General features: G+C 60.2%; 20 protein-coding genes and 3 pseudogenes. 5 read left to right on the plus strand and 18 right to left on the minus strand.

Going from position 1 to position 24,318, the window contains the following annotated elements; all coding sequences use genetic code 11:
- The first annotated feature begins 421 nt into the window (after positions 1 to 421).
- Positions 422 to 1,441: a porin gene (locus FZ934_RS09895; protein ID WP_153270933.1), complete on the plus strand. Its 1,020-nt coding sequence runs from the start codon at positions 422 to 424 to the stop codon at positions 1,439 to 1,441.
- Positions 1,442 to 1,605: 164 nt separating this feature from the next.
- Here FZ934_RS09895 and FZ934_RS09900 read toward each other — a convergent pair.
- The 3 genes and pseudogenes from FZ934_RS09900 to FZ934_RS09905 form a co-directional block, all read right to left on the minus strand.
- Positions 1,606 to 1,985, minus strand: a pseudogene (locus FZ934_RS09900) (DUF427 domain-containing protein).
- Between the two features lie 163 nt (positions 1,986 to 2,148).
- On the minus strand, positions 2,149 to 2,310 hold the full coding sequence (locus tag FZ934_RS27785; RefSeq protein ID WP_194273696.1) for a hypothetical protein: 162 nt from the start codon (positions 2,308 to 2,310) through the stop codon (positions 2,149 to 2,151).
- Between the two features lie 153 nt (positions 2,311 to 2,463).
- Entirely contained in the window at positions 2,464 to 3,609 is a 1,146-nt protein-coding gene (locus FZ934_RS09905) for a DUF930 domain-containing protein (RefSeq protein ID WP_153270934.1), read from the minus strand.
- 190 nt (positions 3,610 to 3,799) lie between these two features.
- Here FZ934_RS09905 and FZ934_RS09910 point away from each other — a divergent pair, with 190 nt between their 5' ends.
- Both FZ934_RS09910 and FZ934_RS09915 read left to right on the plus strand, forming a co-directional pair.
- On the plus strand, positions 3,800 to 4,165 hold the full coding sequence (locus FZ934_RS09910) for an ArsR/SmtB family transcription factor (RefSeq protein ID WP_153272413.1): 366 nt from the start codon (positions 3,800 to 3,802) through the stop codon (positions 4,163 to 4,165).
- Positions 4,162 to 4,695, plus strand: coding sequence for an SRPBCC family protein (locus FZ934_RS09915; RefSeq protein ID WP_153270935.1), 534 nt, complete (start codon positions 4,162 to 4,164; stop codon positions 4,693 to 4,695). The genes FZ934_RS09910 and FZ934_RS09915 overlap by 4 nt, the downstream gene beginning before the upstream one ends.
- 62 nt (positions 4,696 to 4,757) lie before the next feature.
- Here the strand turns inward: FZ934_RS09915 and FZ934_RS09920 are convergent, their stop codons facing one another.
- The 11 genes and pseudogenes from FZ934_RS09920 to dnaG form a co-directional block, all read right to left on the minus strand.
- Positions 4,758 to 5,051 carry a GYD domain-containing protein gene (locus FZ934_RS09920; protein ID WP_113361875.1) on the minus strand — a complete coding sequence of 98 codons (294 nt, stop codon included), beginning with the start codon at positions 5,049 to 5,051 and terminating at the stop codon, positions 4,758 to 4,760.
- A gap of 242 nt (positions 5,052 to 5,293) precedes the next feature.
- The gene (gene rpoD, locus FZ934_RS09925) at positions 5,294 to 7,348 is read right to left on the minus strand and encodes an RNA polymerase sigma factor RpoD (protein WP_153270936.1); all 2,055 of its coding nucleotides are present in this window, start codon (positions 7,346 to 7,348) and stop codon (positions 5,294 to 5,296) included.
- 126 nt (positions 7,349 to 7,474) lie between these two features.
- Positions 7,475 to 7,774, minus strand: coding sequence for a hypothetical protein (locus FZ934_RS09930; RefSeq protein WP_153270937.1), 300 nt, complete (start codon positions 7,772 to 7,774; stop codon positions 7,475 to 7,477).
- Positions 7,775 to 7,805: 31 nt separating this feature from the next.
- A complete protein-coding gene (locus FZ934_RS09935; protein WP_056823718.1) occupies positions 7,806 to 8,153 on the minus strand; it encodes a GFA family protein in 348 nt (115 codons plus the stop codon).
- Positions 8,154 to 8,162: 9 nt separating this feature from the next.
- Positions 8,163 to 9,197: pseudogene (gene tdh, locus FZ934_RS09940) on the minus strand (L-threonine 3-dehydrogenase).
- Between the two features lie 21 nt (positions 9,198 to 9,218).
- Entirely contained in the window at positions 9,219 to 10,406 is a 1,188-nt protein-coding gene (locus FZ934_RS09945; RefSeq protein ID WP_153270938.1) for a glycine C-acetyltransferase, read from the minus strand.
- Positions 10,407 to 10,476: 70 nt separating this feature from the next.
- Positions 10,477 to 11,205 (minus strand): class I SAM-dependent methyltransferase, encoded by a 729-nt coding sequence (locus tag FZ934_RS09950; RefSeq protein ID WP_153270939.1) that lies wholly within the window; start codon positions 11,203 to 11,205, stop codon positions 10,477 to 10,479.
- Positions 11,206 to 11,266: 61 nt separating this feature from the next.
- Positions 11,267 to 11,821 (minus strand): cytochrome b, encoded by a 555-nt coding sequence (locus FZ934_RS09955; RefSeq protein WP_153270940.1) that lies wholly within the window; start codon positions 11,819 to 11,821, stop codon positions 11,267 to 11,269.
- Entirely contained in the window at positions 11,818 to 12,873 is a 1,056-nt protein-coding gene (locus FZ934_RS09960; protein ID WP_153270941.1) for a catalase family peroxidase, read from the minus strand. Before FZ934_RS09960 ends, FZ934_RS09955 begins: the two co-directional genes overlap by 4 nt.
- 151 nt (positions 12,874 to 13,024) lie before the next feature.
- The gene (gene recQ / locus FZ934_RS09965; RefSeq protein ID WP_153270942.1) at positions 13,025 to 14,881 is read right to left on the minus strand and encodes a DNA helicase RecQ; all 1,857 of its coding nucleotides are present in this window, start codon (positions 14,879 to 14,881) and stop codon (positions 13,025 to 13,027) included.
- Complete coding sequence (gene dnaG, locus FZ934_RS09970) at positions 14,881 to 16,866, minus strand: DNA primase (protein WP_153270943.1); 1,986 nt, start codon at positions 16,864 to 16,866, stop codon at positions 14,881 to 14,883. The genes recQ and dnaG overlap by 1 nt, the downstream gene beginning before the upstream one ends.
- 648 nt (positions 16,867 to 17,514) lie before the next feature.
- Here dnaG and FZ934_RS09975 point away from each other — a divergent pair.
- Entirely contained in the window at positions 17,515 to 18,393 is an 879-nt protein-coding gene (locus FZ934_RS09975) for a hypothetical protein (RefSeq protein WP_153270944.1), read from the plus strand.
- Here the strand turns inward: FZ934_RS09975 and FZ934_RS09980 are convergent, their stop codons facing one another.
- Positions 18,394 to 18,846, minus strand: coding sequence for a GatB/YqeY domain-containing protein (locus FZ934_RS09980; RefSeq protein ID WP_153272414.1), 453 nt, complete (start codon positions 18,844 to 18,846; stop codon positions 18,394 to 18,396).
- A 273-nt stretch (positions 18,847 to 19,119) separates the two neighbouring features.
- Between FZ934_RS09980 and carA the strand changes: the two genes are divergently transcribed.
- The gene (gene carA / locus FZ934_RS09985; RefSeq protein WP_153270945.1) at positions 19,120 to 20,325 is read left to right on the plus strand and encodes a glutamine-hydrolyzing carbamoyl-phosphate synthase small subunit; all 1,206 of its coding nucleotides are present in this window, start codon (positions 19,120 to 19,122) and stop codon (positions 20,323 to 20,325) included.
- A 66-nt stretch (positions 20,326 to 20,391) separates the two neighbouring features.
- Here carA and FZ934_RS09990 read toward each other — a convergent pair.
- From FZ934_RS09990 to FZ934_RS10000, 3 genes and pseudogenes are all read right to left on the minus strand, one after another.
- Positions 20,392 to 21,782: pseudogene (locus FZ934_RS09990) on the minus strand (MATE family efflux transporter).
- Positions 21,783 to 21,918: 136 nt separating this feature from the next.
- Positions 21,919 to 23,166, minus strand: coding sequence for a TCR/Tet family MFS transporter (locus tag FZ934_RS09995; RefSeq protein WP_153270946.1), 1,248 nt, complete (start codon positions 23,164 to 23,166; stop codon positions 21,919 to 21,921).
- Positions 23,167 to 23,322: 156 nt separating this feature from the next.
- Positions 23,323 to 24,228: a LysR family transcriptional regulator gene (locus FZ934_RS10000; protein ID WP_153270947.1), complete on the minus strand. Its 906-nt coding sequence runs from the start codon at positions 24,226 to 24,228 to the stop codon at positions 23,323 to 23,325.
- Between the last annotated feature and the right edge of the window lie 90 nt (positions 24,229 to 24,318).

The raw sequence follows: 24,318 nt of genomic DNA on the forward strand, positions 1-24,318 counted from the left end.
GCCAACAGCCCAAAAATGGCGTTCGTTCCAAATTTGGAACATTGCGTTCCAAAGACCGGCCTTCAACTGGCTGCTCGCCGATATTATGTCGCGGTCGTAATGCGCACGGCGTGATTTGCGTCGTGTTCCTATCGCTCTCACGAGCCTTCGCAACAGCAATAGAACTTTTGTGCGACGCACCAGCGGCGCAACGAAGCAGTGTGCCTAAGTATTTGATATTGTTGCGAAAAAACCACAAAATGAGTAAAACGAAAGTTTAGGGCGCCCATTTTGATGATGGGAGAATTGATAGATTTACTGAACGATGAAAGAGAAGGGACAGCGGTTCGCTGATCCGCGCGCCGAAAGGCAATTACCGGAACGGCCGCCAACCGACTTCATGGTCTGGCGGTAGTCCCTTCGAAAAGGAAATGGATTTCAAATGAACATACGGATGGTTTTGTTGACCTCGGCGGCGGCTCTCGCTGCTGCGTCCTCGCCGGTTTTCGCTGCTGACGCCATCGTTGCAGCTGAGCCGGAACCGGTTGAATACGTCCGCGTCTGCGACGCGTACGGCACGGGTTACTTCTACATCCCCGGCACCGAAACCTGCCTGAAGATCGGCGGTTACCTGCGTTTCGAAGTATACGGCGGCCCCAACCAGAAGGGTACGTCTGACTGGAACGCTCGTACGCGCGCTCAGGTTCAGTTCACCGCCAAGAGCGACACTGAATACGGCCCGCTGACCGGCGTTATCGTTCTCCGCAACAACGGCGACAACGCTTCGACGACCAGCACGCTCGACTCCGCTTACATCGACATCGCCGGTCTCCGCGCTGGTCTGTTCTACAGCTGGTGGGATGATGACCTGAGCGGCGAGCCGGACGTTCTATCCAGCTACCAGACCCTGCACAACTCGTTCCGCTACCAGTACGAATCCGGCGACTTCTACGCTGGCGTATCGGTTGACGAACTGGAAGACGGCGCTGGCGCAACCAACGGCACCAACAGCGGCAACGCTATCGGTATTGCTGCTGCAATCGGCGGCAAGACTGGCGCGTTCTCCTACCAGGTCATCGGTGGCTACGACACCGACACCGAAGAAGGCGCAATCCGCGCGATCGGTTATGCCGACATCGGACCGGGCACCCTCGGCCTGGCTGCTGTTTATGCTTCCGGCATCAACAGCTACTACGACGAGTCGGAGTGGACGGTTGCTGCTGAATACGCTCTGAAGGCAACCGACAAGTTCACCTTCACCCCGACCGTTCAGTACTTCGGCGACTACGGCCATAATGCCACCAACACCGACTTCGCTTCTGGCGACGCTTGGAAAGTTGGCGTAACGCTCGATTACCAGATCGTAGACAACCTCTACGCCAAGGCAACCGTAAGCTACCTCGACCCGAAGCACGACGACGACGTAACGACGGGCTTCTTCCGCCTGCAGCGCGCGTTCTAATTTCCGAAATCTCGGGGCCCCGGCATTGTCGGGGCGCCATCCGTATTGCGTTTTCTGATCCGATTGACCTCCGATCAGTTACGGGGATTGGTCCGGTTTCCCTGCCGGACCATCCTTGCTAAGACGGCCGCCTTCATTACGCAGCTCCCCGGCCAAACGCCAAGCTAGGCAGGAAGCACTTCGATCGAATCGACGCGGTCCGGATAGAAGGCGAAGTAGCCGGCGATTTCCTCCACTGCCCCATAGGGATCTTCGTAGGTCCATATCGCGTTCTTCGAACGCTCTCCGCCAGGCAGGATGCTGAAATAAGACGCCTCGCCCTTGTAGGGGCAATAGCTGTGATGATCTGTCCTCTCGACGAGCGAAAGATTCACATCCTCGCGGGGATGTATTGAACCACAGGATAGGACGCCTCTTTCAGCGTGAGCGCGCGTCGGCTATCCGCGATCACGCGCCCGCCCGCCGTTACGACGACGCGGCTTGAACTCGGATCGATCGTGATCGGGTGATCGGGACCAGGTAATTTCATCGGCTGTGCTGACATCGGCGGCTCCTGTCGGGTGATACCCGCCATATAGAGCCTGTTGCGGAAATTGCAGGAGCGCCGGGCAATCCCACAATCGAAAACAGCCAAGGATCACACCGGAAAATCTCGCGTCAGCGACAAACGCCTTCGCTTAGTTCAACAGCAATCGGAACTGAGAAGATCAGTGCCAGGTCTTGACGTCAACGTCACCTGACAGCGCGGAAAACGTGTCTTCCAGCGCGGCGACAAGAATATCGGTCAGTTCATCACCACGATTTTCGACGAACGTCACCTTGGTGTCTTCGTCCTGCAGCTCGAAAAAGCGGTCAATCAGATCCGACATTCATTGTCCTTTCGTTCGCCACCGACATCGGGCGATGAGACGAACTTAGGAAACCTTACTTGTGCCGAACTGGAGCGGCGGCCGATTTCAGTTCACCCTTCGGTAAGCAAACAACCTAGAGGAATCCTCGGTTTCGTCCAGCCCTGACGCAAATCAGTAGCTCGGAAAGCCACGGCTTTTCCATTGGCTCTTCGGAACGACATCACCGACATCGAAGGCGAACGACACGACTTTCGTTGCATCGGCGTCCACCTCGCAGCGGAAGCTCATGTCGTACCAGCGCGCACTCGCGCGGAAGGCGCCGCGCTTCACCTCCAGCACCGTTCCCTGCGAGAGCCGGTAGGACGGTAGCAATTCCGGGCGATAGCGCTGCGGCGCGTGGATAAGCTGCTCGCGTAGTTCCGTGCTGCAGAGCTGTGCCACCCGCATGCCCCGCGGCAGGCCGTCGATCGCCGTCTTGGCGACGGGATCGTTGGTGGTCTTCTGCGAGAAGAGCGTCTTTGCCTCCGTCAGCTCATCCGTTCCGGCCTTGTCGGCCTCGGTCGCGCCTGCGTCGGCCTCGTTCTGCGGTCCCATCGTCGTCTTCACATCCGGGTTGTCGGCAGCAGCAGGAGCATTGTTCGCAATATGCGTTTCCGCGGTCGCAACCTCCGGCAAGGCGATATCGTCGGGCACAGGCTTTGCCGGAGGCTTGTCGCTCGGCGGCGCGTCCGCCTTGGCGGCAGCCTCAGGCTTCAGCTCAGGCGGCTTGTCGGACGGCGTCGGGTTGGGCTTCCCGCTCGACGCCGAGGCGTTGCCGGTTTCCGTTTTCTCCGGTCCCGTATCCTTGTCGCCGAACTGGAATACCGGCCTTAATGGCTGCAGCGGTTGCGCCCCACCGGCTTCTTTCCCTTCGGGTTTCGGCTCTTCCGCCTTCGGAGGCTCGGCGGCCGGCTTCTCCTCGGGAGGTTTCTCCTCAGGCTTCTTTTCCGGTGGTGGCGGCGGTGGCGGTGGCGGTGGAGGCTCGGCGGGCTTTTCTTCGAGCTTTTTCTCTTCGGCCTTATTTTCCTCCGCCTTCTTCTCCTCCTGCTTTTCATCAGGCATCTTCAGCTCGGGAGGCTTCTCCTCAGGCTTCGGTTCCTCGGGCTTCTTCTCTTCAGGCGGCGGCACAAGGTCGACGCTGACGGCCTCCTCTTCCACCGGCTGAGGCATATCGGGCAGCTTCAGGAAGAAGGCTCCGACGACAACAAGGTGCAGCAGCACGGAGGCAACGATGCCCCAGCCGAATACTCCCCAGTGCCTTTTCGGTATTCTCGGCATGCCTGCCCGCTACGCTCCGTCGATCCAGTCCCGATGTGGCCGTTTAAGAAGGCGCCATCAAGCCACAAAACGAAAAAAGCGCATGCAGACAACCTCGACATAGGTGCAGGTGGCGGTTTCAAGCAGGATCGACAACAAACATTCAACCACATGGTTGACCATTCCAGCGCTTTGGCATACATTCAACCACATGGTTGAATTAAAAACCTTGGAACTCGACACCGTTTTTCACGCCCTCGGCGACGCGACTCGAAGACGGATGTTGCGCGAGCTGGCGGACGGCGAACGAACTGTGACGCAGCTCGCGGAGCCTTTCGAGATTTCGCTCGCCGCGGCGTCCAAGCATATCAAGGCGCTGGAAAATGCCGGCCTCATCCGCCGCGAAGTTCGCGGCCGCACGCATATTTGCCGCCTCGATCCCGGACCCTTGGCGAGCGCCCAGGAATGGCTGAGTTTCTACGAGCGCTTCTGGAATGGACGCCTGGATCTGCTGGAACAGCTTCTTCGCGAAGACGACAAGCATGCCCCACAACCACCAAAAGGAGACGACCAATGAACGAACTTGCGACTCTTGATGCCTATGGTGTGCTCACGGAACCTGCCACGCTCAAAATCCAGCGGCTCTTGCCGGGGCCTATCGACCGGGTCTGGCGATACCTGACGGAAAGCGACCTGCGCCGGCAGTGGCTGGCGTCGGGCAAGATGGAAATGAAGGCCGGATCTCCCTTCGAACTGACGTGGAAAAACGACGAGCTGACGACGCCTCCCGGCGCACGTCCTGCCGATTTCCCGGAAGAACATCGGATGCAGAGCCGGATCACCGAACTCGACGCCCCGCACAAGCTTGTCTTTACCTGGGGAGAGCACGGCGAGGTGTCGTTCGAACTGAAGGAAGCCGGGCGCGATGTCCTGCTGACCGTCGTCCACAAGCGTATCTCCGACCGCAAGAACCTCGTCATGGTCGGCGCCGGGTGGCACATGCACCTCGATATCCTCGCCGCCCGCCTTGCTGGGGGCACGACCGAGCCCTTCTGGGATGGCTGGCTCAAGCTGCGTGGTGAATACGACCAGCGAATTGCCGGCTGACCATCCGCCCTTCTGCCTCGCGGGCGCCATTCCGTGGCGCCCGCGAGGCCTTTGATTGCGCCTTATCCGAGCGACCCTATGATTTCGCGATAGGCTGCCTCGGGAAACGCCTTGAGCGTACGCGTGCGCACATTTCCGCCCATACCGAGAGAAAGACCAAAACGCGCCATCACGGCATCATCGGGCGCATCACAGACGGCAACCATGTCATGGTCGCCAAGCGTGAGAAAGAATTGCTGGAACGAACCGCCCATGTCGCCCAGAAGCTTCTTGGCAGCGTCGAGGCGCTTTGCCGAGTCGCGAACGTTGCGAATGCCCTGATCCGTCCAATTGATAAGCACGATATAAGTGGTCATTGCACACCTCCCGACGGAGGGTCTTGGCCTACGCAACAGGCTATGGCGACCGTCGCTCATGCGCTGTGGTCGGTCCCTTCCCCCGTGCTGCGCACTTTACTCCTGTGCCGTCGCGACAACAAGAAACGGCAAACCGGAGGCAGGCGCCAAAAGCAAAAGCCGGGCACAGGGCCCGGCTTTCGAAAGGTTTTCTCAGCATAAGAATCTCAGCTGTCGAGGAACGACCGCAGCTTGCGTCCTTCTTAGCTGTCCAGGAAGCTCCGGAGCTTCCTGGAGCGGCTCGGATGCTTCAGCTTGCGCAGCGCCTTCGCTTCGATCTGACGGATACGTTCGCGGGTAACCGAGAACTGCTGGCCGACTTCCTCAAGCGTGTGGTCAGTGTTCATGCCGATGCCGAAGCGCATGCGCAGCACGCGCTCCTCGCGCGGCGTGAGCGATGCCAGAACACGCGTCGTCGTTTCGCGCAGGTTCGCCTGGATGGCGGCGTCGATCGGCAGAAGCGCGTTCTTGTCCTCGATGAAATCGCCGAGGTGCGAATCTTCTTCGTCACCAACAGGCGTTTCGAGCGAGATCGGCTCCTTGGCGATCTTCAGGACCTTGCGGACCTTTTCGAGCGGCATGGCGAGCTTTTCGGCCAGTTCTTCCGGCGTCGGCTCGCGGCCGATCTCGTGCAGCATCTGGCGCGAGGTACGAACGATCTTATTGATCGTTTCGATCATGTGCACCGGAATACGGATCGTGCGAGCCTGGTCGGCGATCGAGCGGGTGATCGCCTGACGGATCCACCACGTCGCATAGGTCGAGAACTTGTAGCCACGGCGGTACTCGAACTTGTCGACCGCCTTCATCAGGCCGATGTTGCCTTCCTGAATGAGGTCGAGGAACTGCAGGCCGCGGTTCGTGTACTTCTTGGCGATGGAGATGACGAGGCGAAGGTTCGCTTCGACCATTTCCTTCTTGGCGATACGCGCTTCGCGCTCGCCCTTCTGCACCATCGACACGATGCGGCGGAATTCGGCGATCGAGATGCCGGTTTCCGTTGCGAGGTTCTGGATCTCCTGGCGGATGTCGCGGATCGTGGTGTTTTCGCTCTTGGCGAATTCCTTCCAGCCGCGCGCGGCCAGATTACCGATCGACTTCATCCAGTTCGGATCGAGCTCGGCACCCTGATACTGCTCGAGGAAGCTGTCACGCTTGACGCCGTAGGATTCGGCCAGGCGCAGCAGGCGGCCTTCGTTCTGCATCAGTCGCTTGGAAATGTCGTAGAGCTGCTCGACGAGGGCGTCGACGCGGTTCTGGTTCAGCGACAGAGACTTGACGGCCTTGATGAGCTCATCCTTGAGTTCCTTGTAGCGGCGCTCCTGGGCTGATGACAGCGTGCCGGTAGCGGCCAGGCGCTGCTCGACCTGCTGATCCTGCAGCTTGCGCAGCTTCTTGTAGGTCTCGGCGATGATGTCGAGCGTTTCCATGACCTGCGGACGCAATTCCGCTTCCATGGCGGCAAGCGACAGGTTGGATTCGTCCTCGTCCTCTTCCTCTTCTTCCGGAGGCAGGCCCTCGCCGCCGACATTGGTGATGTCGTCGTCGCCGGAACGGGTGCGGCGCGTCTTTTCCTTTTCCTCGGCAGCCTTGCGGTCGGCCTCGATCTTCTCGGGGCTCTGGAACTGCGGTGCAGCCTTGGCTTCCGGACCGGAATAGGTCGTTTCGAGATCGATGATCTCGCGCAGCAGCGTCGTGCCTTCGTTGAGTTCGTCGCGCCAGATGATGATCGCCTGGAAGGTCAGCGGGCTCTCGCAGAGACCACCGATCATGGTCTCACGGCCAGCCTCGATGCGCTTCGCGATGGCGATTTCGCCTTCGCGCGACAGAAGCTCGACCGAACCCATTTCGCGCAGATACATGCGAACCGGGTCGTCGGTACGGTCGGTCGGTTCCTTCTTCTTCGCGGTCGCAAGTGCGGTGCCGCTGGAAGGTGCCAGTTCGCCGCCTTCGTTCTCGTCGTCGGAGCCAGAATCGTCGTCATCGCCGCCGCTGGCGCCGGCCTCTTCGGCTTCCTCGTCCTCGATGACGTTGATGCCCATGTCGGACAGCATTGCCATCGTATCTTCGATCTGCTCGGACGTCACTTCTTCGGACGGCAGGACGGCGTTCAGCTCGTCCATCGTCACATAGCCGCGCTTCTTCGCGGCCTTGATCATCTTCTTGACCGCGTCATCGGAAAGATCGAGAAGAGGGCCGTCGGTGCCGCCGTCGCGTTCGACTTCCGCTTCTTCGTTCTCTTTGACCTTGGTTGCCATTTATATCGTCGCCTTCCTGACGCTATTCAAACTCGCCGCAGTGAACGACCGTACGCAGCCGATCCGCCGCACACGATCGTTTCGAATCACATGCTCCCAACTAATGGGATGAGATTTAATACCCGATTAACCACGATTGCCGGCGCCGGACGACAGAGCTTTATTGTCATCAAATGTCCGGCCATGGTTGTGCGATCCGCCCTTGACCCAGTTCACCGCTTTCCAAGTTGAACGGTGATTCCCACAATTTTTGTTCTCGTCAAGCTTTTCTGGAAAAAAAGCCTCGGAAAACCCGGAAAAAGCCTTATCCACAGGCTCGGAACCGCTTAAGCGATTGCCATCCATAGATAGGATGTCACCAGAAGAAGACAAGAGCAGCAGGTGTTGTTCCGGAACGGCAAAGTTGCCGCCAAGCTTTTCAAACACCCGCTGCCAGTTTTTCGATGCGGTTCGAAGCTTAGCGCGACTGGCCGTCCCAAGGCTGGATCTCCAGACTTGCCAAGTCGACCGCTGGAATACAACGGACATTGATGCAAGCCATTTCGGCCCCATCAGGCATCTGCGCCTCGGCGAAAGGCGCAACCCCGCACGTTCCGCAGAAGCGGTGCTGGATGCTGTGCGTATTGAACGTGTAGGTCGACAGGTTCTCGCGCGGCGTCTTCAGCGTGAACTTGTCGCGGGGCACGAAGGCTAATAGACCGCCGCGTCGCCGGCAGAGCGAGCAATTGCAGTCAAGCGCGGACGTGAACTCACCTTCCACCTCAAACTCGATGTTGCCGCAATGGCAGCTTCCCTCGTAAAGCATCGTTCCTCCTCAATTCCAGTCCATGACCACCTTGCCGGAATTACCCGAACGCATTGCCTCGAACCCTCCCGGAAGTCGTCTATTCCGATCCGATGCGTGATGACCTGCGAAAGATCCAGGCCTCCCTGCACGAACGCAATCATCTTGTACCAGGTCTCGAACATCTCCCGGCCGTAGATGCCCTTCAGATTAAGCATCTTGAAGATCACTTTGTTCCAGTCGATCTCGAATCCGGCCGGCGCGATGCCGAGAATGGCAATCTTGCCGCCATTGTTCATCTTGTCGATCATGTCGCGGAAGGCAGGTGCTGCGCCTGACATTTCCAGCCCGACGTCGAAGCCCTCGGTCATCCCGATCGACTTCATCACGTCGGCGAGATTTTCTTTCGAGGCATCGACAACGTGATCGATGCCGAGCTTGCGGGCGAGATCCAGCCGGTGCGGATTGATATCCGTGATGACCACCTTGCGGGCGCCCGAACGCTTAGCGACCAACGCCCCCATGATGCCGATCGGTCCAGCGCCAGTAACCAGCACGTCCTCGCCGACGAGATCGAAGGACAGCGCCGTGTGCACCGCATTGCCGAACGGGTCGAAGATCGCCGCGATCTCATCCGGAATGTCATCCGGATCGGCACCACATTTGCCTCGGGAATGCAGACGAACTCTCCGAAAGAGCCGGGGCGGTTGACGCCGACGCCGAGCGTGTTGCGGCAGAGGTGGCCCCTGCCCGCACGACAGTTGCGGCACTTGCCGCAGACGATGTGGCCCTCACCCGAGACACGCTCGCCGACGTGGTATTTCGTGACCGCCGAGCCGATCTGAGCGATCTCACCGCAGAACTCATGCCCGACGACCATCGGCACCGGGATGGTCTTCTGCGCCACTGGTCCCAGTTCCAGATATGAACATCCGTGCCGCAGATTGCTGACTTTTTCACCTTAATCAGCACGTCGTTCGGCCCGACTTCGGGAACCGGGACATGCTCCATCCAAAGCCCGACCTCCGGCTTTGCCTTGACCAGTGCCCTCATCATGTTCGACATGATCTTACTCTCCCAAACCCTTTAAATGACTCCGAGTTCGCGGCCAGCCTCCGCGAAGGCCGCGATCGTCCGCTCGACATCCGCGCGTGAATGCGCCGCCGACATCTGTGTTCGGATGCGCGCCTGTCCCTTCGGCACGACAGGGAAGGAGAAGCCGATCACGTAGATACCCTTTTTGAGCATCAGCGCCGCCATGTCCTGCGCCAGTTTCGCATCGCCGAGCATGACCGGAATGATCGGATGTCCCTCGCCCGCCAGCGTGAAGCCGAGCTTGGTCATTTCGGAGCGGAACAGCGCCGCATTACCCGCCAAACGCTCGCGCAAGGCATCGCCGTTGTCGATCAGATCGAAGACCTTAAGCGATGCAGCCGCAATGACCGGCGCCAGCGTGTTCGAGAAGAGATACGGACGCGAGCGCTGCCGCAACCAGTCGACAACTTCCGCCCTGGCCGAGGTATAACCGCCGGAAGCACCGCCGAGCGCCTTGCCGAGCGTGCCGGTGATGATGTCGACCCGGCCCTCCACTCCGCAGTACTCAGCCGAGCCACGTCCATGCTTGCCGACGAAACCGACGGCATGGCTGTCGTCGACCATAACCATCGCGCCGTATTTCTCGGCCAGATCGCAAACACCCTGCAGATTGGCGATGATGCCATCCATGGAGAAGACGCCATCGGTGGCAATCAGCTTGAAACGGCTGCCTTCCGCCTTCTTCAGTTCTTCCTCCAGCGCCTTCATGTCGTTGTTGGCGTAACGGAAGCGCTTGGCCTTGGAGAGGCGCACGCCGTCGATGATCGAGGCATGGTTCAGCGCGTCCGAAATGATCGCATCCTCCTCGCCGAGCAGCGTCTCGAAGAGACCGCCATTGGCGTCGAAGCACGAGGAATAGAGGATCGTATCTTCCATGCCGAGGAAGGAGGAAATCCGAGCCTCAAGCTGCTTGTGCTCTTCCTGTGTGCCACAGATGAAGCGCACCGAGGCCATGCCGTAGCCGTAGCGGTCGAGCGCCTTCTTTCCGGCCTCTGCAAGTTCTTCGTTGTCGGCGAGCCCGAGATAATTGTTGGCGCAAAAATTCAAGACCCGCTCGCCCGAAGCAACCGCGATCTCGCCTGATTGTTTCGAGGTGATGACGCGCTCCGACTTGTAGAGTCCGGCATCCTTCAATGCGGAAAGTTCGGTTCGGAGGTGGGAGAGGAAGTGCGAGGTCATTGGATGCCCTTCTTGTGATGGTTCCCGATGCCCTGCACTAGCACATAGGCAAGCGCCTGTCTTGCCGTCGTCAGCGCTGAGCAGCGATCAACAGGAACATCGGTCGATCCATCTCCTCGGACCATTCAGGATGTGTGCCAAGCTGCTCGTCACTCGGTCGCCACTCCTCGACATGCCGGATCGAAAAACCCTTCGCAATCAGAGTGTTGAGCGTCGTCCCAAGTGTCCGGTGGTATTTGACGACACCCTTGGCGAGCCAGTCCGTCGTGCGCGCGCCCTCGCGCGAATAGCCATCCAGCGGCCAGATCCGGCGTCCCTCCCCGTCCACTGTCCAGGCGGGTTTGGCCGGCGCCATGTAGATCGGGTGTTCAATCGTGAAGACAAAATCGCCACCAGCGACAAGCGCATTGTAGATAGTAGTAGCGAGCCTGCCAAAATCCTCTATGTAGTGGAATGCCAGCGAGCTGTAGGCGAGGTCGAACGATGCCGACGGCAGCTCCAGCGTTTCAAGGTCCGCAATCTCGTAACGGACGCTCGCAGTGGCGGTTTCGCGCCGCGCGCGATCAATCATTCGCTCCGAAATGTCGAGACCGAGGACGCTCTTTGCATTCTGAGCAGTCGCATAGCGGGCAAACCAGCCGAAGCCGCAACCGAGGTCGACGATCCGCTTGCCAGCCAGTTCGGGCAACACTGCACGGATCGATTCCCATTCAGCGGCGCCATCAAGACCGTACAGCGAGCGCGAAAGCTGGCTGTATCCTTCGAAGAACTCGGGCTTGTCGTAGATGTTCTGGGCCATGACCGTTTCCTTTCAGCCGGCCCATATAGACAGAGTTCGCGTTATCGCAATGATGGTCGGCTCATTGCGATCGATCGTTGCCACCGATCGGCAGCATCGTCTGAAGAACGCCGTCGCGACGGACCAGACCGTGAAACAGCGCGGCCGCGATATGCAGCAATACGAGGGCGAAGAAGGCAAAGGCCAAATAAAAATGCGCGTTCCAAAGGAGCGTGTGCAGACTGTCGCTCTGCGGCAGGATCGGCGGGAGGTGAATATCGCCATAGAGCACGATCGGATAGGCAGCCGCCGACATCATCGCCCAGCCGATCAAGGGCATGCCGATCATCAAGGCGTATAGGGCAACGTGGGATAGATACGCGGCAAGTTTCATCGGCTCCGGAAGATCGGCGGGTAACTTCGGCGATCCGGAGATGAAGCGAACGATTAGACGAACGAGGGCAAGAACGAGTATCGCGACGCCGAGCGTCTTGTGTGTCGACAGCAGTGGCACATATCCTCGCCCGATGGTTGACACCATGCCAACGCCGATGAACAGCATCGCCAGAATACCGATTGCCATCAGCCAGTGAAGCAGGCGCTGAACGAGGGTGAATTGGGTATGTGTACCTTTCATGGCTTCGCGCTCGCTGCAGTTCGAGGATAGTGGCTCGCTTCGGAAGTCCTGAGATCGTAGGATTTGGCGTAGGCCGCCGAGCGCGCCGCCGGGAATGGATCATCGGAAACCTTGATACCATCGGGCAGAATGGTCGGATCGAAATTGATGTCCCGGCAAGGTCCATCGGCTTCCGGCTCGATCTTCTGCACCACCAGGGTGCCGGCTTCGATCGTGCGCCGCTCCGCCGGCCAGGCCTTGGTCGGATCCGATGTCGGATCGGAGGGGTCGGCCACCGTCAACACCAGCGTCCAGCGCTGCGGCGACTTAGACACGCGCTCTGTAATATCGTCCTCGAGATGGTCGGGGCCGAGCTTGGCGAAATCTTCAGGCGTGATTGGTGTCGCCACTGCCTCCGGTCGCCACGACCAACGCACGGCATGCTCCGCGCCCGAAGCATCGGTGAAAATGAATGCATTGAGGCTGTTGAACGCCACTTCGGCGTAGCTCGCCGTCCAGGGCGCAGTCATCGCCCACTTGCCGAATGCGACGAATTCCGGATGGGCCGCCACGAAACTCTTCATCGCCCCCGGATCCTTGCTCCCCGACGCCTGCAGCAGATCATAGAAGCGTTGCGGGGTGGAAACGGCAAATACGGGAGGATCGATCATCGCCATCCTCCACACACCTCCGTCAGGGGTGGAGATCTGCACGCCGAGGCCACGCACGCGCACCGTGGGGTCGGCCGCCTCAGGATTAGGCGTTGCAAGATTGAAGCGCCCGATAACCGGATACTGTCCGGTTGCGAAGGCGGTCGCCCGCGAGATCGCCGCGCCATTTCCGTTCGCTTCGAACACGCCGGTAAAACAGATGCCCTTTGCATGGTTGCGCCTATGCCCCAGGGCCGGACCGCCGGGAGGCGCCAAGGCACTGACAAGCTTTGTCGACGTCAGGCGGTCGGGGGAAAGCCAACCAGCGGTGTAAGCGAATGCACCGGCGCCACAGGCGACCACGGCTGCAATCAACACCAGAGACCCTAAAGCGGAACGCTGCGACTGCGACGGTCCTGGCATCCGACACTCTCCGTTTTCATCAATCGGGCACGATAGGCAATGCCAGCAATGCTGGAGGTCATCTCAGTAGGCGGGACGGCAGTCGCAAGATAGGATGATTATACTGTTCTTGACCGAAACCATGGCATCCCTCGCCCGTCGGGTCAAATCCCTAGTCGTCGTGCCCCAGGATGACCTCGAGGAACGCATCGCCGTACCGTTCGAGCTTGGACTGGCCGACACCGGAAATCTCCAGCATTTCCTTGTGCGTTCGCGGCCGCTCGGTCGCAAAGGCGATCAGCGTCGTATCGGGAAAGACCACGTAAGGCGGTACGCCAAGAGAGCGGGCGATCGACGTGCGCTCGGCTCGCAGCGCTTCGAAAAGAACGCCATCGCTCCCCGACAGCACAGAGCGGCGCTCGACCTGCGCCGTTCGCTTCGAGCGACGCTCGGCGACCGGACGATCCTTGCGAAAGAACACCGACCGCTCGCGCTTGAAGACGACACGAGCCTCGGGCTCAAGCTTCAGTGCTCCGAACGCCTGCTGATCGACCCTGACCAGCCCCATCGCGAGCAATTGTCGAAACACCGATTGCCAGGTTCGCGCCGGCAGATCGTTGCCCGCTCCGAAGACCGGCATCGTCGTATGTCCGAAGCGCTCCGTCTTCTCGTTGACATTGCCGAGCAGCACATCGACCACATGCCCGGTGCCGAACCGCTCGCCCGTCCGGTAGATCGCCGCAAGCGCCTTGATGGCGGCCTCGGTGCCGTCCCAGGTTTCGACCGGCTTCAGGCAGGTATCGCAGCCACCGCAACCGCCGCCGTGGGCTTCGCCGAAATGCGCAAGGATAGCCTGGCGGCGGCAGGAGGCCGTTTCGCAGATTGCCAGCAATGCGTTGAGCTTGGAGCGCTCGACGCGCTTGATTTCCTCGGCCGCACCACCCTCGTCGATCATCCGGCGGCGCTGGATCACGTCGGCCATGCCGTAGGCCATCCAGACCTCGGACGGCAGGCCGTCACGCCCGGCGCGACCGGTCTCCTGGTAATAGGCCTCGACCGATCCCGGCAGATCGAGATGCGCGACATAGCGCACATTCGGCTTATCAATCCCCATGCCGAAGGCAACGGTGGCGACAAGGCAGAGCTCTTCTTCCTTGAGGAAGGCATCCTGGTTCGCGTCGCGCATCCCGCGGTCCATGCCGGCGTGATAGGCCCGCGCGCGAATGCCCTGCCCGTTCAGCCATTCGGCGGTTTCCTCGACCTTGGCACGCGACAGGCAATAGACGATGCCGCTATTGCCCTTGTGTCCGGAAAGAAACCGCAGCAACTGCTGACGTGGCTGATCGCGCTCGACGATCTCGTAGGAAATGTTCGGGCGATCAAAGCTGGTCGTGAAGACCTTGGCATTGTTCAGCGCCAGTCGCTCGACGATATCGTCGCGTGTATGCGCGTCGGCGGTCGCCGTCAGCGCAATGCGCGGCACGCCGGGGAACTGTTCCGCCAGTCTGCCGAGTTCACGGTACTCCGGGCGGAAATCATGTCCCCACTGCGAGACGCAGTGCGCTTCATCGATCGCAAACAGCGAAATCTTCGCGCTGCCGATCGTGTCACGAAAGCCATCGAGAAGAATGCGCTCAGGCGTGACATAGAGGAGATCGAGCTTGCCTGCCGACAGCGCCCGGCGAACTTCGATGAACTCCTCGCGCGACAGAGTGGAGTTCAGCGCCGCAGCCCTGATGCCGAGCTGCTTCATTGCCTCCACCTGATCGCGCATCAGGGCGATCAGCGGTGAAACGACGATGCCGATCCCATCGCGGCAAAGAGCCGGAATCTGGAAGCAGAGCGACTTGCCGGCTCCGGTCGGAAAAAGCACGACGGCATCTCCGCCCGCCACGACGTGCTCGACCACCTGCTGCTGCTTGCCGCGAAAGGCCGGATAGCCATAGACGCGGTTCAGAATGCCAAGCGGCGATCGCTCGGCCCCGAACAACGCATCGCCCGCGGAAAATTGCCGATCCGTCGAATCCATCAATGGCTCGCCGCTCCCTTGACGCGACCGGAAAGCACCCCGAAGCCGTCGATGATCGCTTCCTGATTTTCAAGCCGAAGCCCTTCGAAGTGCACTTCCTGCAATGCCTGCATCAACAGGTCGATCACCTCGCCATTACCGGCCTCGGTCGCCGCGGCAATCTCGCGTTCAAGTTCGATCTTCTGGAAGCGCAGCGCCTTGGCGCGCTTGTGGAAGGCAAGCGCCTGCCGATAGCCTTCGCGCGCGTCTTCCATCGCCGCTTCCGATGTGGCGATCCAGAGGCGGGCGTTGCGGATCTGCTGCTCAAGCCCCTGCAGCAACGCGCCGAAGCCCTGTTCCTCCATGCGTTCCAGCAGATACTCCCGGGTTAGGTGCGGGCCGGCAACGGCCGCCGCGGCACCAAGCATCACCGACCAGAGGCGCTGAAGCTCGCGGTTGTCGTAGTCGATCGAGGCGATCTCGTCGTACTCGTCCTGCATCAGGGCCGGATGGTTGATGACAGTCAGCGCCAGTACGCTTTCACGCAGCGCCGGCGTTTCCTGATGACCACGTACCAGGCCGGAGCGCGCCAGGCGATCGGAAATGCCGCCTCCCGAAAGCCGCGGTCCGCGTTGTGAATCGTTGCCACGACCGCGGGACGGCCCCGAGCCACGCTCGAAATTGCGCCGCTCGCCGCCACGGCTCTGAAACTGCGGCTGGAAGAAGCCGTTCAAGCGGTCGCGAATGTCCTGCTGGTAGTGTCGGCGCACATTTTCATCGGCAATGACGGATACCAGTTGCCGCAAGCGCGCTTCAAGCTCGGCCTTGGCCTCCGGGGTCTCGAACTGCCCGGCATTGATCTCGCGGCTCCAGATCATCTCGGCCAAGGGCTTTGCCTGGCTCATCACCTTGTCGAATGGCGCACGGCCCTCGTTACGCACCAGATCGTCAGGATCCTTGCCGTCAGGCAGCAGCGCAAAGCGCACGGTGCGGCCCGGCTTGATGTGCGGCAGCGCCAAATCGGCGGCGCGGTTGGCGGCACGAATCCCTGCCCCGTCGCCATCGAAGCAGAGAACCGGCTGCGGCGTCATCTTCCAGAGGAGCTCAAGCTGATTCTCGGTCAAAGCCGTACCAAGCGGCGCGACGGCGTTCTCGACGCCAGCCTGATGCAAGGCGATTACATCGATATAGCCTTCGACGGCGATGATCGTGCCCTCGCCGTTGGCACCCTGCGTCGCGCGGCGGGCTCGTGCGAAATTGTAGAGGACGTTGCCCTTGTGAAAGAGCTCGGTCTCATTGGAATTGAGGTATTTCGCCGGCGCATCCGGAGACATGGCCCGACCGCCGAAGGCAATCACCTTCTCGCGGGACGAGAGAATCGGGAACATGATACGGTCACGGAACCGATCGTAGGAGACCGGAATGTCGGGACCATGTACGACCAGTCCGCAAGCCTCGATCTGCTCCTTGGCAACGCCCTGCCCCGCCAGAAACTCCTTCAATGCATTGCGACTGTCGGGCGCGAATCCGAGCCGGAATGTCTCGATCGTACGGCCCGTCAGTCCACGATCGCGCAGATAGGCACGTGCCCGAGCGCCAAGCGCCGTCTGCAACTGATCCTGAAAGAACTTGGTCGCAAGCTCCATCACGTCGAGAAGCGACGTACGCTCCTTCTCGCGTCTCTCCATGACCGGATCGGCGACCGGCATCGAAACACCGGCCATGTCGGCGATCTGCTGCACGGCTTCGGGAAAGCTCAGGCCCTCCAGCTCGGTCAGGAAGCGGAAGTGGTCGCCGGTGACGCCGCAGCCGAAGCAGTGGTAGCGCCCCTTGCGGTCCTCGCAGTGAAAACTCGGTGATTTCTCGCCGTGAAACGGGCAGCACGCCCAATAGTCACCGCGCGGGACATTGGTCTTACGCTTGTCCCAGCTCACCCGACGGCCAATCACGTCCGAAATCGGCACGCGATCGCGTATCTCATCGAGAAAGGAATTGGAAAAGCGCATGTAAACCTCTTGATGGGTCCATATAAGCAGGTTGGCCCGCATATGCCACGATCTTCGGCCAAAAGGTTCGCTATTCACAGCCCCTGTAGACAGCCGGCCAGAAGCGATCAAGAAACCGTTACCTGACCTGCGACAGGGGGTGCGACAATGACTGCACCGGTAATGTCGCCATCCCGGCTTCATAAGGCAAAACTAACTTATTGCCAGCAGAGAAATTGACGAAAAGCAAAATAACAACAGCAACTTATGGAGCGTTTCCGCTCACCATGGCACTCGAAAAACCCCTTGAAAGCAAGCGCCGCCGGACACCGAGTCGCAATTAAGGCGGGGCAACGACGGAATTATTATATTTTTGTAATTTGAATTGCTTTTCGCATCGCAATAATTTCGGTCTCAACAAAGCCATCCCCTTGTGAGGCACCATCCCTACCCCCGGCGCCGCCTCACTAGGGTGCCTTTGCAACTGTCCTTAGGCATGGGCCCAAACCCTGCGTAGCCTCAGGATGCAAAGAGCGAAAAGGCAGGAGCACCCCAGCTCCTGCCTTCTTTGTTTTCTCACTCAGGTTTTATTTTTGTCGCTGCTGAGCAGGTCATTGACAGCCGCAAGCCCTATGTTCATTGAAGGCAGAATTGCGATGGTTGCTAGAGATGCCCCACAAGGTTGAAGATTTTCTAGAAAGCGATGCCTTCTTTGCAGCCATGCTGCACTGTGCGGGGGAAATGCTCGCGATTTATCACGAGAGCCCGCGCATAGCCTCGATCTTTGCCGCTCAGCAGCGGTGGCTCATGGCCCATGCCGGCTTTGCGCTTCACTTCGGCGTTCCCGGAGAACAGAAGCCCGGCCTCTATTCCGGCCGCTTCATCACCTTCGTCGTCGAAAACAAGATCGCGAGCCGCAACACCGCTGCCGCCTTCATCCAGGAAATGATCGCCTACCGCTTTCTTCGCGTCGTCGAAGGCACGGCAGACAAGCGGACGCGCCTGCTGGAGCCGACGGATACGGCCCAGGAACACTTCTTCAAGTGGCTGGCGACGCATCTCTTGATTCTGGATCACCTCGACAGTGGCGGTCGCTACGATCGCGCCGTTGCCGACCCCGCTGCTTTCTCGCGGATGCAGCCGCTGATCGCCACGCGCATTCTCGGCAGCGACGCGGTCCGGAATCCGGGCGCGACCTACAACCTGTTCAACTGGGCCAACTCCGGCGGTCTGGTCATGGATTATCTCATGAGCCGGATAACCGAGTTCGACAAGTCGACCGAGCAGGTCAACCTCGGCAAGGTCTCCCTCAAGGAGATCCGTGACCGCTTCATGATTTCCAACACCCATTTGAAGCGCCTGTTCACGCAGGCAGCCGAGATGGGAAGTATTGGTTGGACGGAAGCATCGTTCAAAGGCGACATGTGGCTGTCGCGCAAGTTCGTGCTGGAATACTGGGGCTATCAGGCCGCCAAGTTCGTCGTCGTCGACGGTGTCGCCGAAGAAGTGCTGGGGCCCGCGATCGGCAAGATCGCGAGCCGACGCTGATCAGATCAGCTGTTCCTTGACGGCGCCCGAGGCCTTGGAGAAATCCATCTGGCCGGCATAGCGTTCCTTGAGCACCGCCATCACCTTGCCCATGTCCTTCGGTCCGGCAGCACCGGTCTCGGCGATGATCGCCGCAATGTTGCTGCGGACTTCCGCGTCGGAGAGCTGCTTCGGCAGGAAGTCTTGCAGCACGACAATTTCGCCGCGCTCCTTGGCAGCCAGTTCCGGCCGGGCGTTCTCTTCGTAGATCTTCGCCGATTCGTCGCGCTGCTTCACCATCTTGGCGAGGATCTGCAGGATTTCGTCGTCACTGGCCTCTTCCTTGCCGGCGCCGCGATTGGCGATATCCCGGTCCTTGATCGCAGCCTGAATCAGGCGAACCGTCGAGAGACGCTCTGCGTTCTTGGACTTCATGGCATCCTTGAGGGCGGCGGCGAGTTGATCGCGCAACATCATAATCACTCCTGTTTGAATGCCGCTTCATAAACCACGCGAATGCATGGGATCAAATAAATTGCGGAAAACGACGGCAGAAACCGCGAGAAAACCGGCAGAATGTGCGGTACAAAGATTGACCTCGCGCAATAGCGTGGCTATTTACCGCCACCTGCACCAAAATTCGTGATCAGGCCTGAGAGCGCGCGCCTTGCCGCGTGCGTATGCTTGCGAACCAAATGGCCGGCCAACGTTGCCCAAGGACGTGTGGCCGCCGGAAACGGGATGAAGATGACCGCGACAGCACCCTGGACAACCGAAAAGCCGACCGCCCTGCTCGTTCTTGCAGACGGAACCGTCATTGAAGGCAAGGGCATCGGCGCGACCGGCAAGGTCCAGGCCGAAGTGGTCTTCAACACCGCGCTGACGGGCTACGAAGAGATCCTGACGGACCCTTCCTATCTCGGCCAGATCGTCACCTTCACCTTCCCACACATCGGCAACATCGGCACCAACGACGAAGACATCGAAGACCTGACGCCGGCAGCACGCCACGGCGCGGTCGGCGTCATCTTCAAGGCCGACATCACCGAACCGTCCAACTATCGTGCCGCCAAGCATCTCGATGCCTGGCTCAAGGCTCGCGGCATCATCGGCCTCTGCGGCATCGACACGCGCGCGCTGACCGCCTGGATCCGTGAAAACGGTTCGCCGAACGCCGTCATCGCCCACGATCCGAACGGCGTCTTCGACGTCGAGACTCTGAAGGCGGAAGCCAAGGCATGGAGCGGCCTCGAAGGCCTCGACCTCGCCAAGATCGCTTCGTCGGGCCAGTCGTCGCAGTGGGCGCAGACCCCGTGGATCTGGAATGAAGGTTACGGCGAACTGAAGGCCGAAGACGCCAAGTACCACGTCGTCTGCCTCGACTACGGCGTCAAGCGCAACATCCTGCGCCTGTTTGCCGGCCTTGATTGCAAGGTCACCGTCATGCCGGCAACGACGAGCGCCGAGGAAGTGCTTGCCATGCAACCCGACGGCATCTTCCTGTCGAACGGCCCCGGCGACCCGGCCGCAACGGGCGAGTATGCCGTTCCTGTTATCCAGAAGCTGATCAAGACCGACATTCCGGTTTTCGGTATCTGCCTCGGCCACCAGATGCTGGGCCTGGCGCTCGGCGCCAAGACCGAGAAGATGCACCAGGGCCACCACGGCGCCAACCATCCGGTCAAGGATCACACCACGGGCAAGGTCGAGATTGTGTCGATGAACCACGGCTTCGCGGTCGACACGAAGTCTCTGCCTGAGGGCGTTGAAGAGACTCACGTTTCCCTCTTCGACGGCACCAACTGCGGCCTGCGCGTATCAGGCAAGGCGATCTTCTCGGTTCAGCACCACCCGGAAGCTTCCCCCGGCCCGCAGGACAGCCACTACCTCTTCCGCCGCTTCATCAATCTGGTGCGCGAGAAGAAGGGCGAAGAAGCTCTCGCCGAGCGCTGATCCTGGCGAACAGCCATTGAAAAGCCCGCTTCGAGCGGGCTTTTCTTTGTCCGGTGTCCGGCGACACTATCGACCCATCCTGCGGATCAGGACGTAGAAACGCCAGCACAGCATGATCGACGCCGTGAACAACCCGATCAGGAAGCCGAACCAGATGCCGATGCCGCCGAAGCCGAGCGGGAACGCCAGCACCCACGCGAGGAAGAAGCCGACCGGCCAATAGGCGATCAGCGCCAGGATCATCGGCACGCGCGCATCCTTGAGACCGCGAAGCAAGCCGTTTGCGATAGCCTGAAGACCATCGACCAGCTGAAACAGTCCGGCAATGACGATCAGCGGGCCGGCAAAGGCCAGCACCTGTGGCGCCTGCGCCGAACTCGTATCCAGGAACCAGCTTGCGAAAAACTCCGGTGCTATCGCAAACAGGGCTCCCCCTACGGCCGATATGGCGCAGGAGATGACAAAAACGGAGATTGCGGCGCGGATGAGAGCGACATGATCGCCCTGCCCGTGTGCAATGCCAACCCGCACCGTTGCCGCCTGCGAAAGGCCAAGGGGATCATGAAGGCGATGGAGGCCCACTGAAGCGCGATGCCATGCGCGGCAAGCTCGATCGTCCCGATGCGGCCCATCAAAAGCGATGCGACGGTAAACAGGCTCACCTCGGCAAGGATGGTCACGCTGATTGGCAGACCCAGGCGAACCACTTCCCGGAACGCTTTCCAGTCCGGCCGCCAGAAGCGCACAAAGATCTCATATCGCCGCGTTGCGGGCCGGCTCTGAACGTAAGCCACGATGAACAGAAATCCAGCTATCTGCACCAGCACGGAGACGATCGCAGCCCCCTCCAGGCCCATCGCCGGCAAGCCGAAATGGCCAAGAACGAGCGCATAGGCAAAGACCGCATTGAGCGCAAGCATGACGATCGTCACGTTGAGGACGACGGCGGCCTTTCCGATCGCGCTGACAAGTGCGCGCATGACGTTGTAGAGCAAGCCTGGCAGGACCGCGAACTGGCCGATGACGATATAGCCGTGCGCCAGAGCGGCAACATCCGGCTTCTGCCCCGCAGCAAGCAGAATGTGCTCCGAATTATAAAAGGCCGGCAGCATGATCAGCCAATAGGCACACACGACCCACAGGCCCATCCGCATGGAGCGGCGCACACTGACAACGTCGCCGCGACCATAAGCCTGCGCGACCATCGGAATGACGGCGATGGAGAATCCCGAGCCAAAGACCAGAATCGTGAAGAGAAACTGTCCGGCAAGCACCATCGCCGCCAGATGTTCCGCCCCCAGGCGCCCGACGATCATGACGTCGGTCGTGTTGATTCCCAGCTGTGCCAGTTGCGCTCCAATAAACGGAATCCCGAGCGCGAGGGTGGCGCGAATATGCGCGGCCCAACGGTTATCGGTTTTCGGCGCGAGCGCTTTTGCGTCGATCGGCGTATCCATGATTGTGCTCTATGATTTTGAGGTCCGGTCGCAAGTGCGGCGACCAGCCTGATGAATTAAAGGAAAGCCCGCAAAATAGACACCCCAAATGGGCAGATGATGAAAATTTCATCATCACATCATGAATTCTGATGGTTCACTGCGCGGGCTGCCGGGCCGCCTCATTGTGCGACGCCGTGCGAACCTTCAACAGAAACACCAGCGCGGCGATCAGGATAAACACCGCCGCCAGCAAATACGGCGCCCCGGCAAAGGTGACCGGCGCTGCCGGGCTGGTGAAGTAGCCGAAAAGCTGCGTGAAGATCAGCGGCCCGATGATCGTCGTGATGCTGCTGAGGCTGGTCAACGCGCCCTGCAGCTCGCCCTGCGCCGATGGCGGAACCTTGCCGGCGGCAATGCTTCGCAGCGGCGGGTCCGCGACGTTCTCCATGACCGTCAGCACGATCACCGCATAGACGACCCAACCCTCCCAGGCGAACGCGTAACCCGTCAGGCCGACGACCGAGAAGCTCAAGCCGACGATCGCCGTCTTCCATTCTCCAAGGATCGGCACGATCCTCGGCAGGACCAAAGCCATCACGACGGCGGCGCCGATACCATAGAGCCCCAGCGAGAAGCCGATCTGCCCTTCGCTCCAGCCGTAACGGTATGTCGAGACGAACGACCACACCGCCGGATAGACCGCATGGGCGAGCCAGAACAGAAACATCACTGCCGACACCCAGCCGATGCCGGGATAGTGGCGCATCTGTCTCAACGCGCCGAGAGGATTGGCGCGCTTCCATTCGAACCGCCGGCGGTTCTTCGCGTCCAGCGTTTCCGGCAGCAGGAAACAGGCGGCAACGAAATTGAGGAAGGACACCGCGGCGGCTCCGAAGAACGGCACCCGCGGCCCGAACTCGCCGAGGAACCCGCCGATCACGGGCCCGACGGTGAAGCCGACGCCGAAGGCGATGCCGATCAATCCGAAATTCTTGGCGCGGTTCTCATCGTTACTGATATCGGCGATGTAGGCGGAGCAGGTCGCAAAGCTGCCGCCGCTGAGACCGGCAAGCGCGCGCCCGACGAAGAGCATCCAGAAGCTTGTGGCAACGGCACAGATGAAGTTGTCGATCGCAAATGTCAGCACGGACAGAAGCAGGATCGGCCGACGCCCGAAGCGGTCGCTGAGATTGCCAAGGAACGGCGCGAAGAGAAACTGCATCCCGGCATAGACGACGAGCAGCCAGCCGCCATCGAGGGCCGCATCGCTCACCGAACCACCGGTCAGCTGCTCCAGATAGGCAGGCAGCACCGGCATGATGATCGCGATCCCGATAACGTCGAGAAACAGGATCATGAAGACGAGGAAAAGACCACGGCGAACAAATTTCGGATCGAGCATGAGACGTCTCTACAGCAGGTTGTTTTCTGGAAAGACGATCTCGTCGCCGGGTTTGTTACATAGCCCACGCATATTAGTGAAACAATCCGTGAACATTTCAAATGTTTTGATAGGCGCACGACTTATCTTGATGGAGAAGCGGAACAAAAGCGGATTCTAGCCTCCCCGGCGCTGGTCTTCCCTGACGAAATCGACAAAGGCCCGCAGCGCGGCCGGCATGTGGCGGCGGCTCGCATAGTAGAGAAACGGCCCGGAGAATTCCGTCACCCACTCTTCGAGGATGGGCACCAGCGATCCGCTCTCGATCGCAGGCAGCATGACCTCCTCGAAGGTCCTGATAACGCCGAGCCCGGCAACGGCCGCCGACACCTCCATGTCGATCGCATTGGCAATGATCGGCCCTTTCGGCATGATCGTGAGCGTTTCCGTCCCACGGTCGAACTCCCACGCCAGGGCGCCACTGCTCAGGAAGCGATGTCTGATACAGTCGTGCTCCAGCAGTTCGCGCGGGTGAAGAGGCAGGCCACGCCTTTCCAGATAGTCCGGCGATGCGGCGGTGATGTACCGTTGCCGGCGCGGCCCGATCGGCACCGCGATCATGTCCTGCTCCAGCCGCTCGTCGTAGCGGATACCGGCATCGTAGCCCGCCGCAAGCACGTCGACGAACGTATCCTCGCCGACGATCTCGAGCGAGATTTGGGGATAACGCTTCAGGAAGCGGTTGGCGATATCGGGCAGAAACAGTCGCACGGCAATGATTGGCACGTTCAGGCGAAGTGTTCCGCTCGGACTGTCACGGAACGTCTCAAGCTGCTGAAGCGCCTGCGAGACCTCACCCAAGGCGGGCGCCAGTCGTTCGAGCAGCCTCTGTCCTGCCTCGGTCGGCGTCACGCTACGGGTTGTCCGGTTCAGCAGACGAACGCCGACGCGCTCCTCAAGGCGTCGCAACGAATCGCTGAGCGAGGAAGCGGAGACGCCACGCTTGCGCGCAGCGGAACGAAAGCTTCGCTCCCTTGCAATGGCGGTGAAGGCATCCAGATCATTGAGGGGAAGATCGTCCATTGTGCGCTTTTCCGTACGGCCGGTTCAAATTCACCCGGATTATCGCACGAAGTGCGTCGCGGTAGAACCACGACGCAAACACTCCATCGT

Origin of the sequence: Rhizobium grahamii, from assembly GCF_009498215.1 — a bacterium.
GTDB lineage: Bacteria > Pseudomonadota > Alphaproteobacteria > Rhizobiales > Rhizobiaceae > Rhizobium > Rhizobium grahamii_A.

Coding starts and splice junctions, on each gene's coding strand:
- FZ934_RS09895 (WP_153270933.1), top strand. CDS start 422: ATGAACATACGGATGGTTTTGTTGACCTCGGCGGCGGCTCTCGCTGCT.
- FZ934_RS27785 (WP_194273696.1), bottom strand. CDS start 2,310: ATGTCGGATCTGATTGACCGCTTTTTCGAGCTGCAGGACGAAGACACC.
- FZ934_RS09905 (WP_153270934.1), bottom strand. CDS start 3,609: ATGCCGAGAATACCGAAAAGGCACTGGGGAGTATTCGGCTGGGGCATC.
- FZ934_RS09910 (WP_153272413.1), top strand. CDS start 3,800: ATGGTTGAATTAAAAACCTTGGAACTCGACACCGTTTTTCACGCCCTC.
- FZ934_RS09915 (WP_153270935.1), top strand. CDS start 4,162: ATGAACGAACTTGCGACTCTTGATGCCTATGGTGTGCTCACGGAACCT.
- FZ934_RS09920 (WP_113361875.1), bottom strand. CDS start 5,051: ATGACCACTTATATCGTGCTTATCAATTGGACGGATCAGGGCATTCGC.
- rpoD (WP_153270936.1), bottom strand. CDS start 7,348: ATGGCAACCAAGGTCAAAGAGAACGAAGAAGCGGAAGTCGAACGCGAC.
- FZ934_RS09935 (WP_056823718.1), bottom strand. CDS start 8,153: ATGCTTTACGAGGGAAGCTGCCATTGCGGCAACATCGAGTTTGAGGTG.
- FZ934_RS09945 (WP_153270938.1), bottom strand. CDS start 10,406: ATGACCTCGCACTTCCTCTCCCACCTCCGAACCGAACTTTCCGCATTG.
- FZ934_RS09950 (WP_153270939.1), bottom strand. CDS start 11,205: ATGGCCCAGAACATCTACGACAAGCCCGAGTTCTTCGAAGGATACAGC.
- FZ934_RS09955 (WP_153270940.1), bottom strand. CDS start 11,821: ATGAAAGGTACACATACCCAATTCACCCTCGTTCAGCGCCTGCTTCAC.
- FZ934_RS09960 (WP_153270941.1), bottom strand. CDS start 12,873: ATGCCAGGACCGTCGCAGTCGCAGCGTTCCGCTTTAGGGTCTCTGGTG.
- recQ (WP_153270942.1), bottom strand. CDS start 14,881: ATGGATTCGACGGATCGGCAATTTTCCGCGGGCGATGCGTTGTTCGGG.
- dnaG (WP_153270943.1), bottom strand. CDS start 16,866: ATGCGCTTTTCCAATTCCTTTCTCGATGAGATACGCGATCGCGTGCCG.
- FZ934_RS09975 (WP_153270944.1), top strand. CDS start 17,515: ATGCCCCACAAGGTTGAAGATTTTCTAGAAAGCGATGCCTTCTTTGCA.
- FZ934_RS09980 (WP_153272414.1), bottom strand. CDS start 18,846: ATGTTGCGCGATCAACTCGCCGCCGCCCTCAAGGATGCCATGAAGTCC.
- carA (WP_153270945.1), top strand. CDS start 19,120: ATGACCGCGACAGCACCCTGGACAACCGAAAAGCCGACCGCCCTGCTC.
- FZ934_RS09995 (WP_153270946.1), bottom strand. CDS start 23,166: ATGCTCGATCCGAAATTTGTTCGCCGTGGTCTTTTCCTCGTCTTCATG.
- FZ934_RS10000 (WP_153270947.1), bottom strand. CDS start 24,228: ATGGACGATCTTCCCCTCAATGATCTGGATGCCTTCACCGCCATTGCA.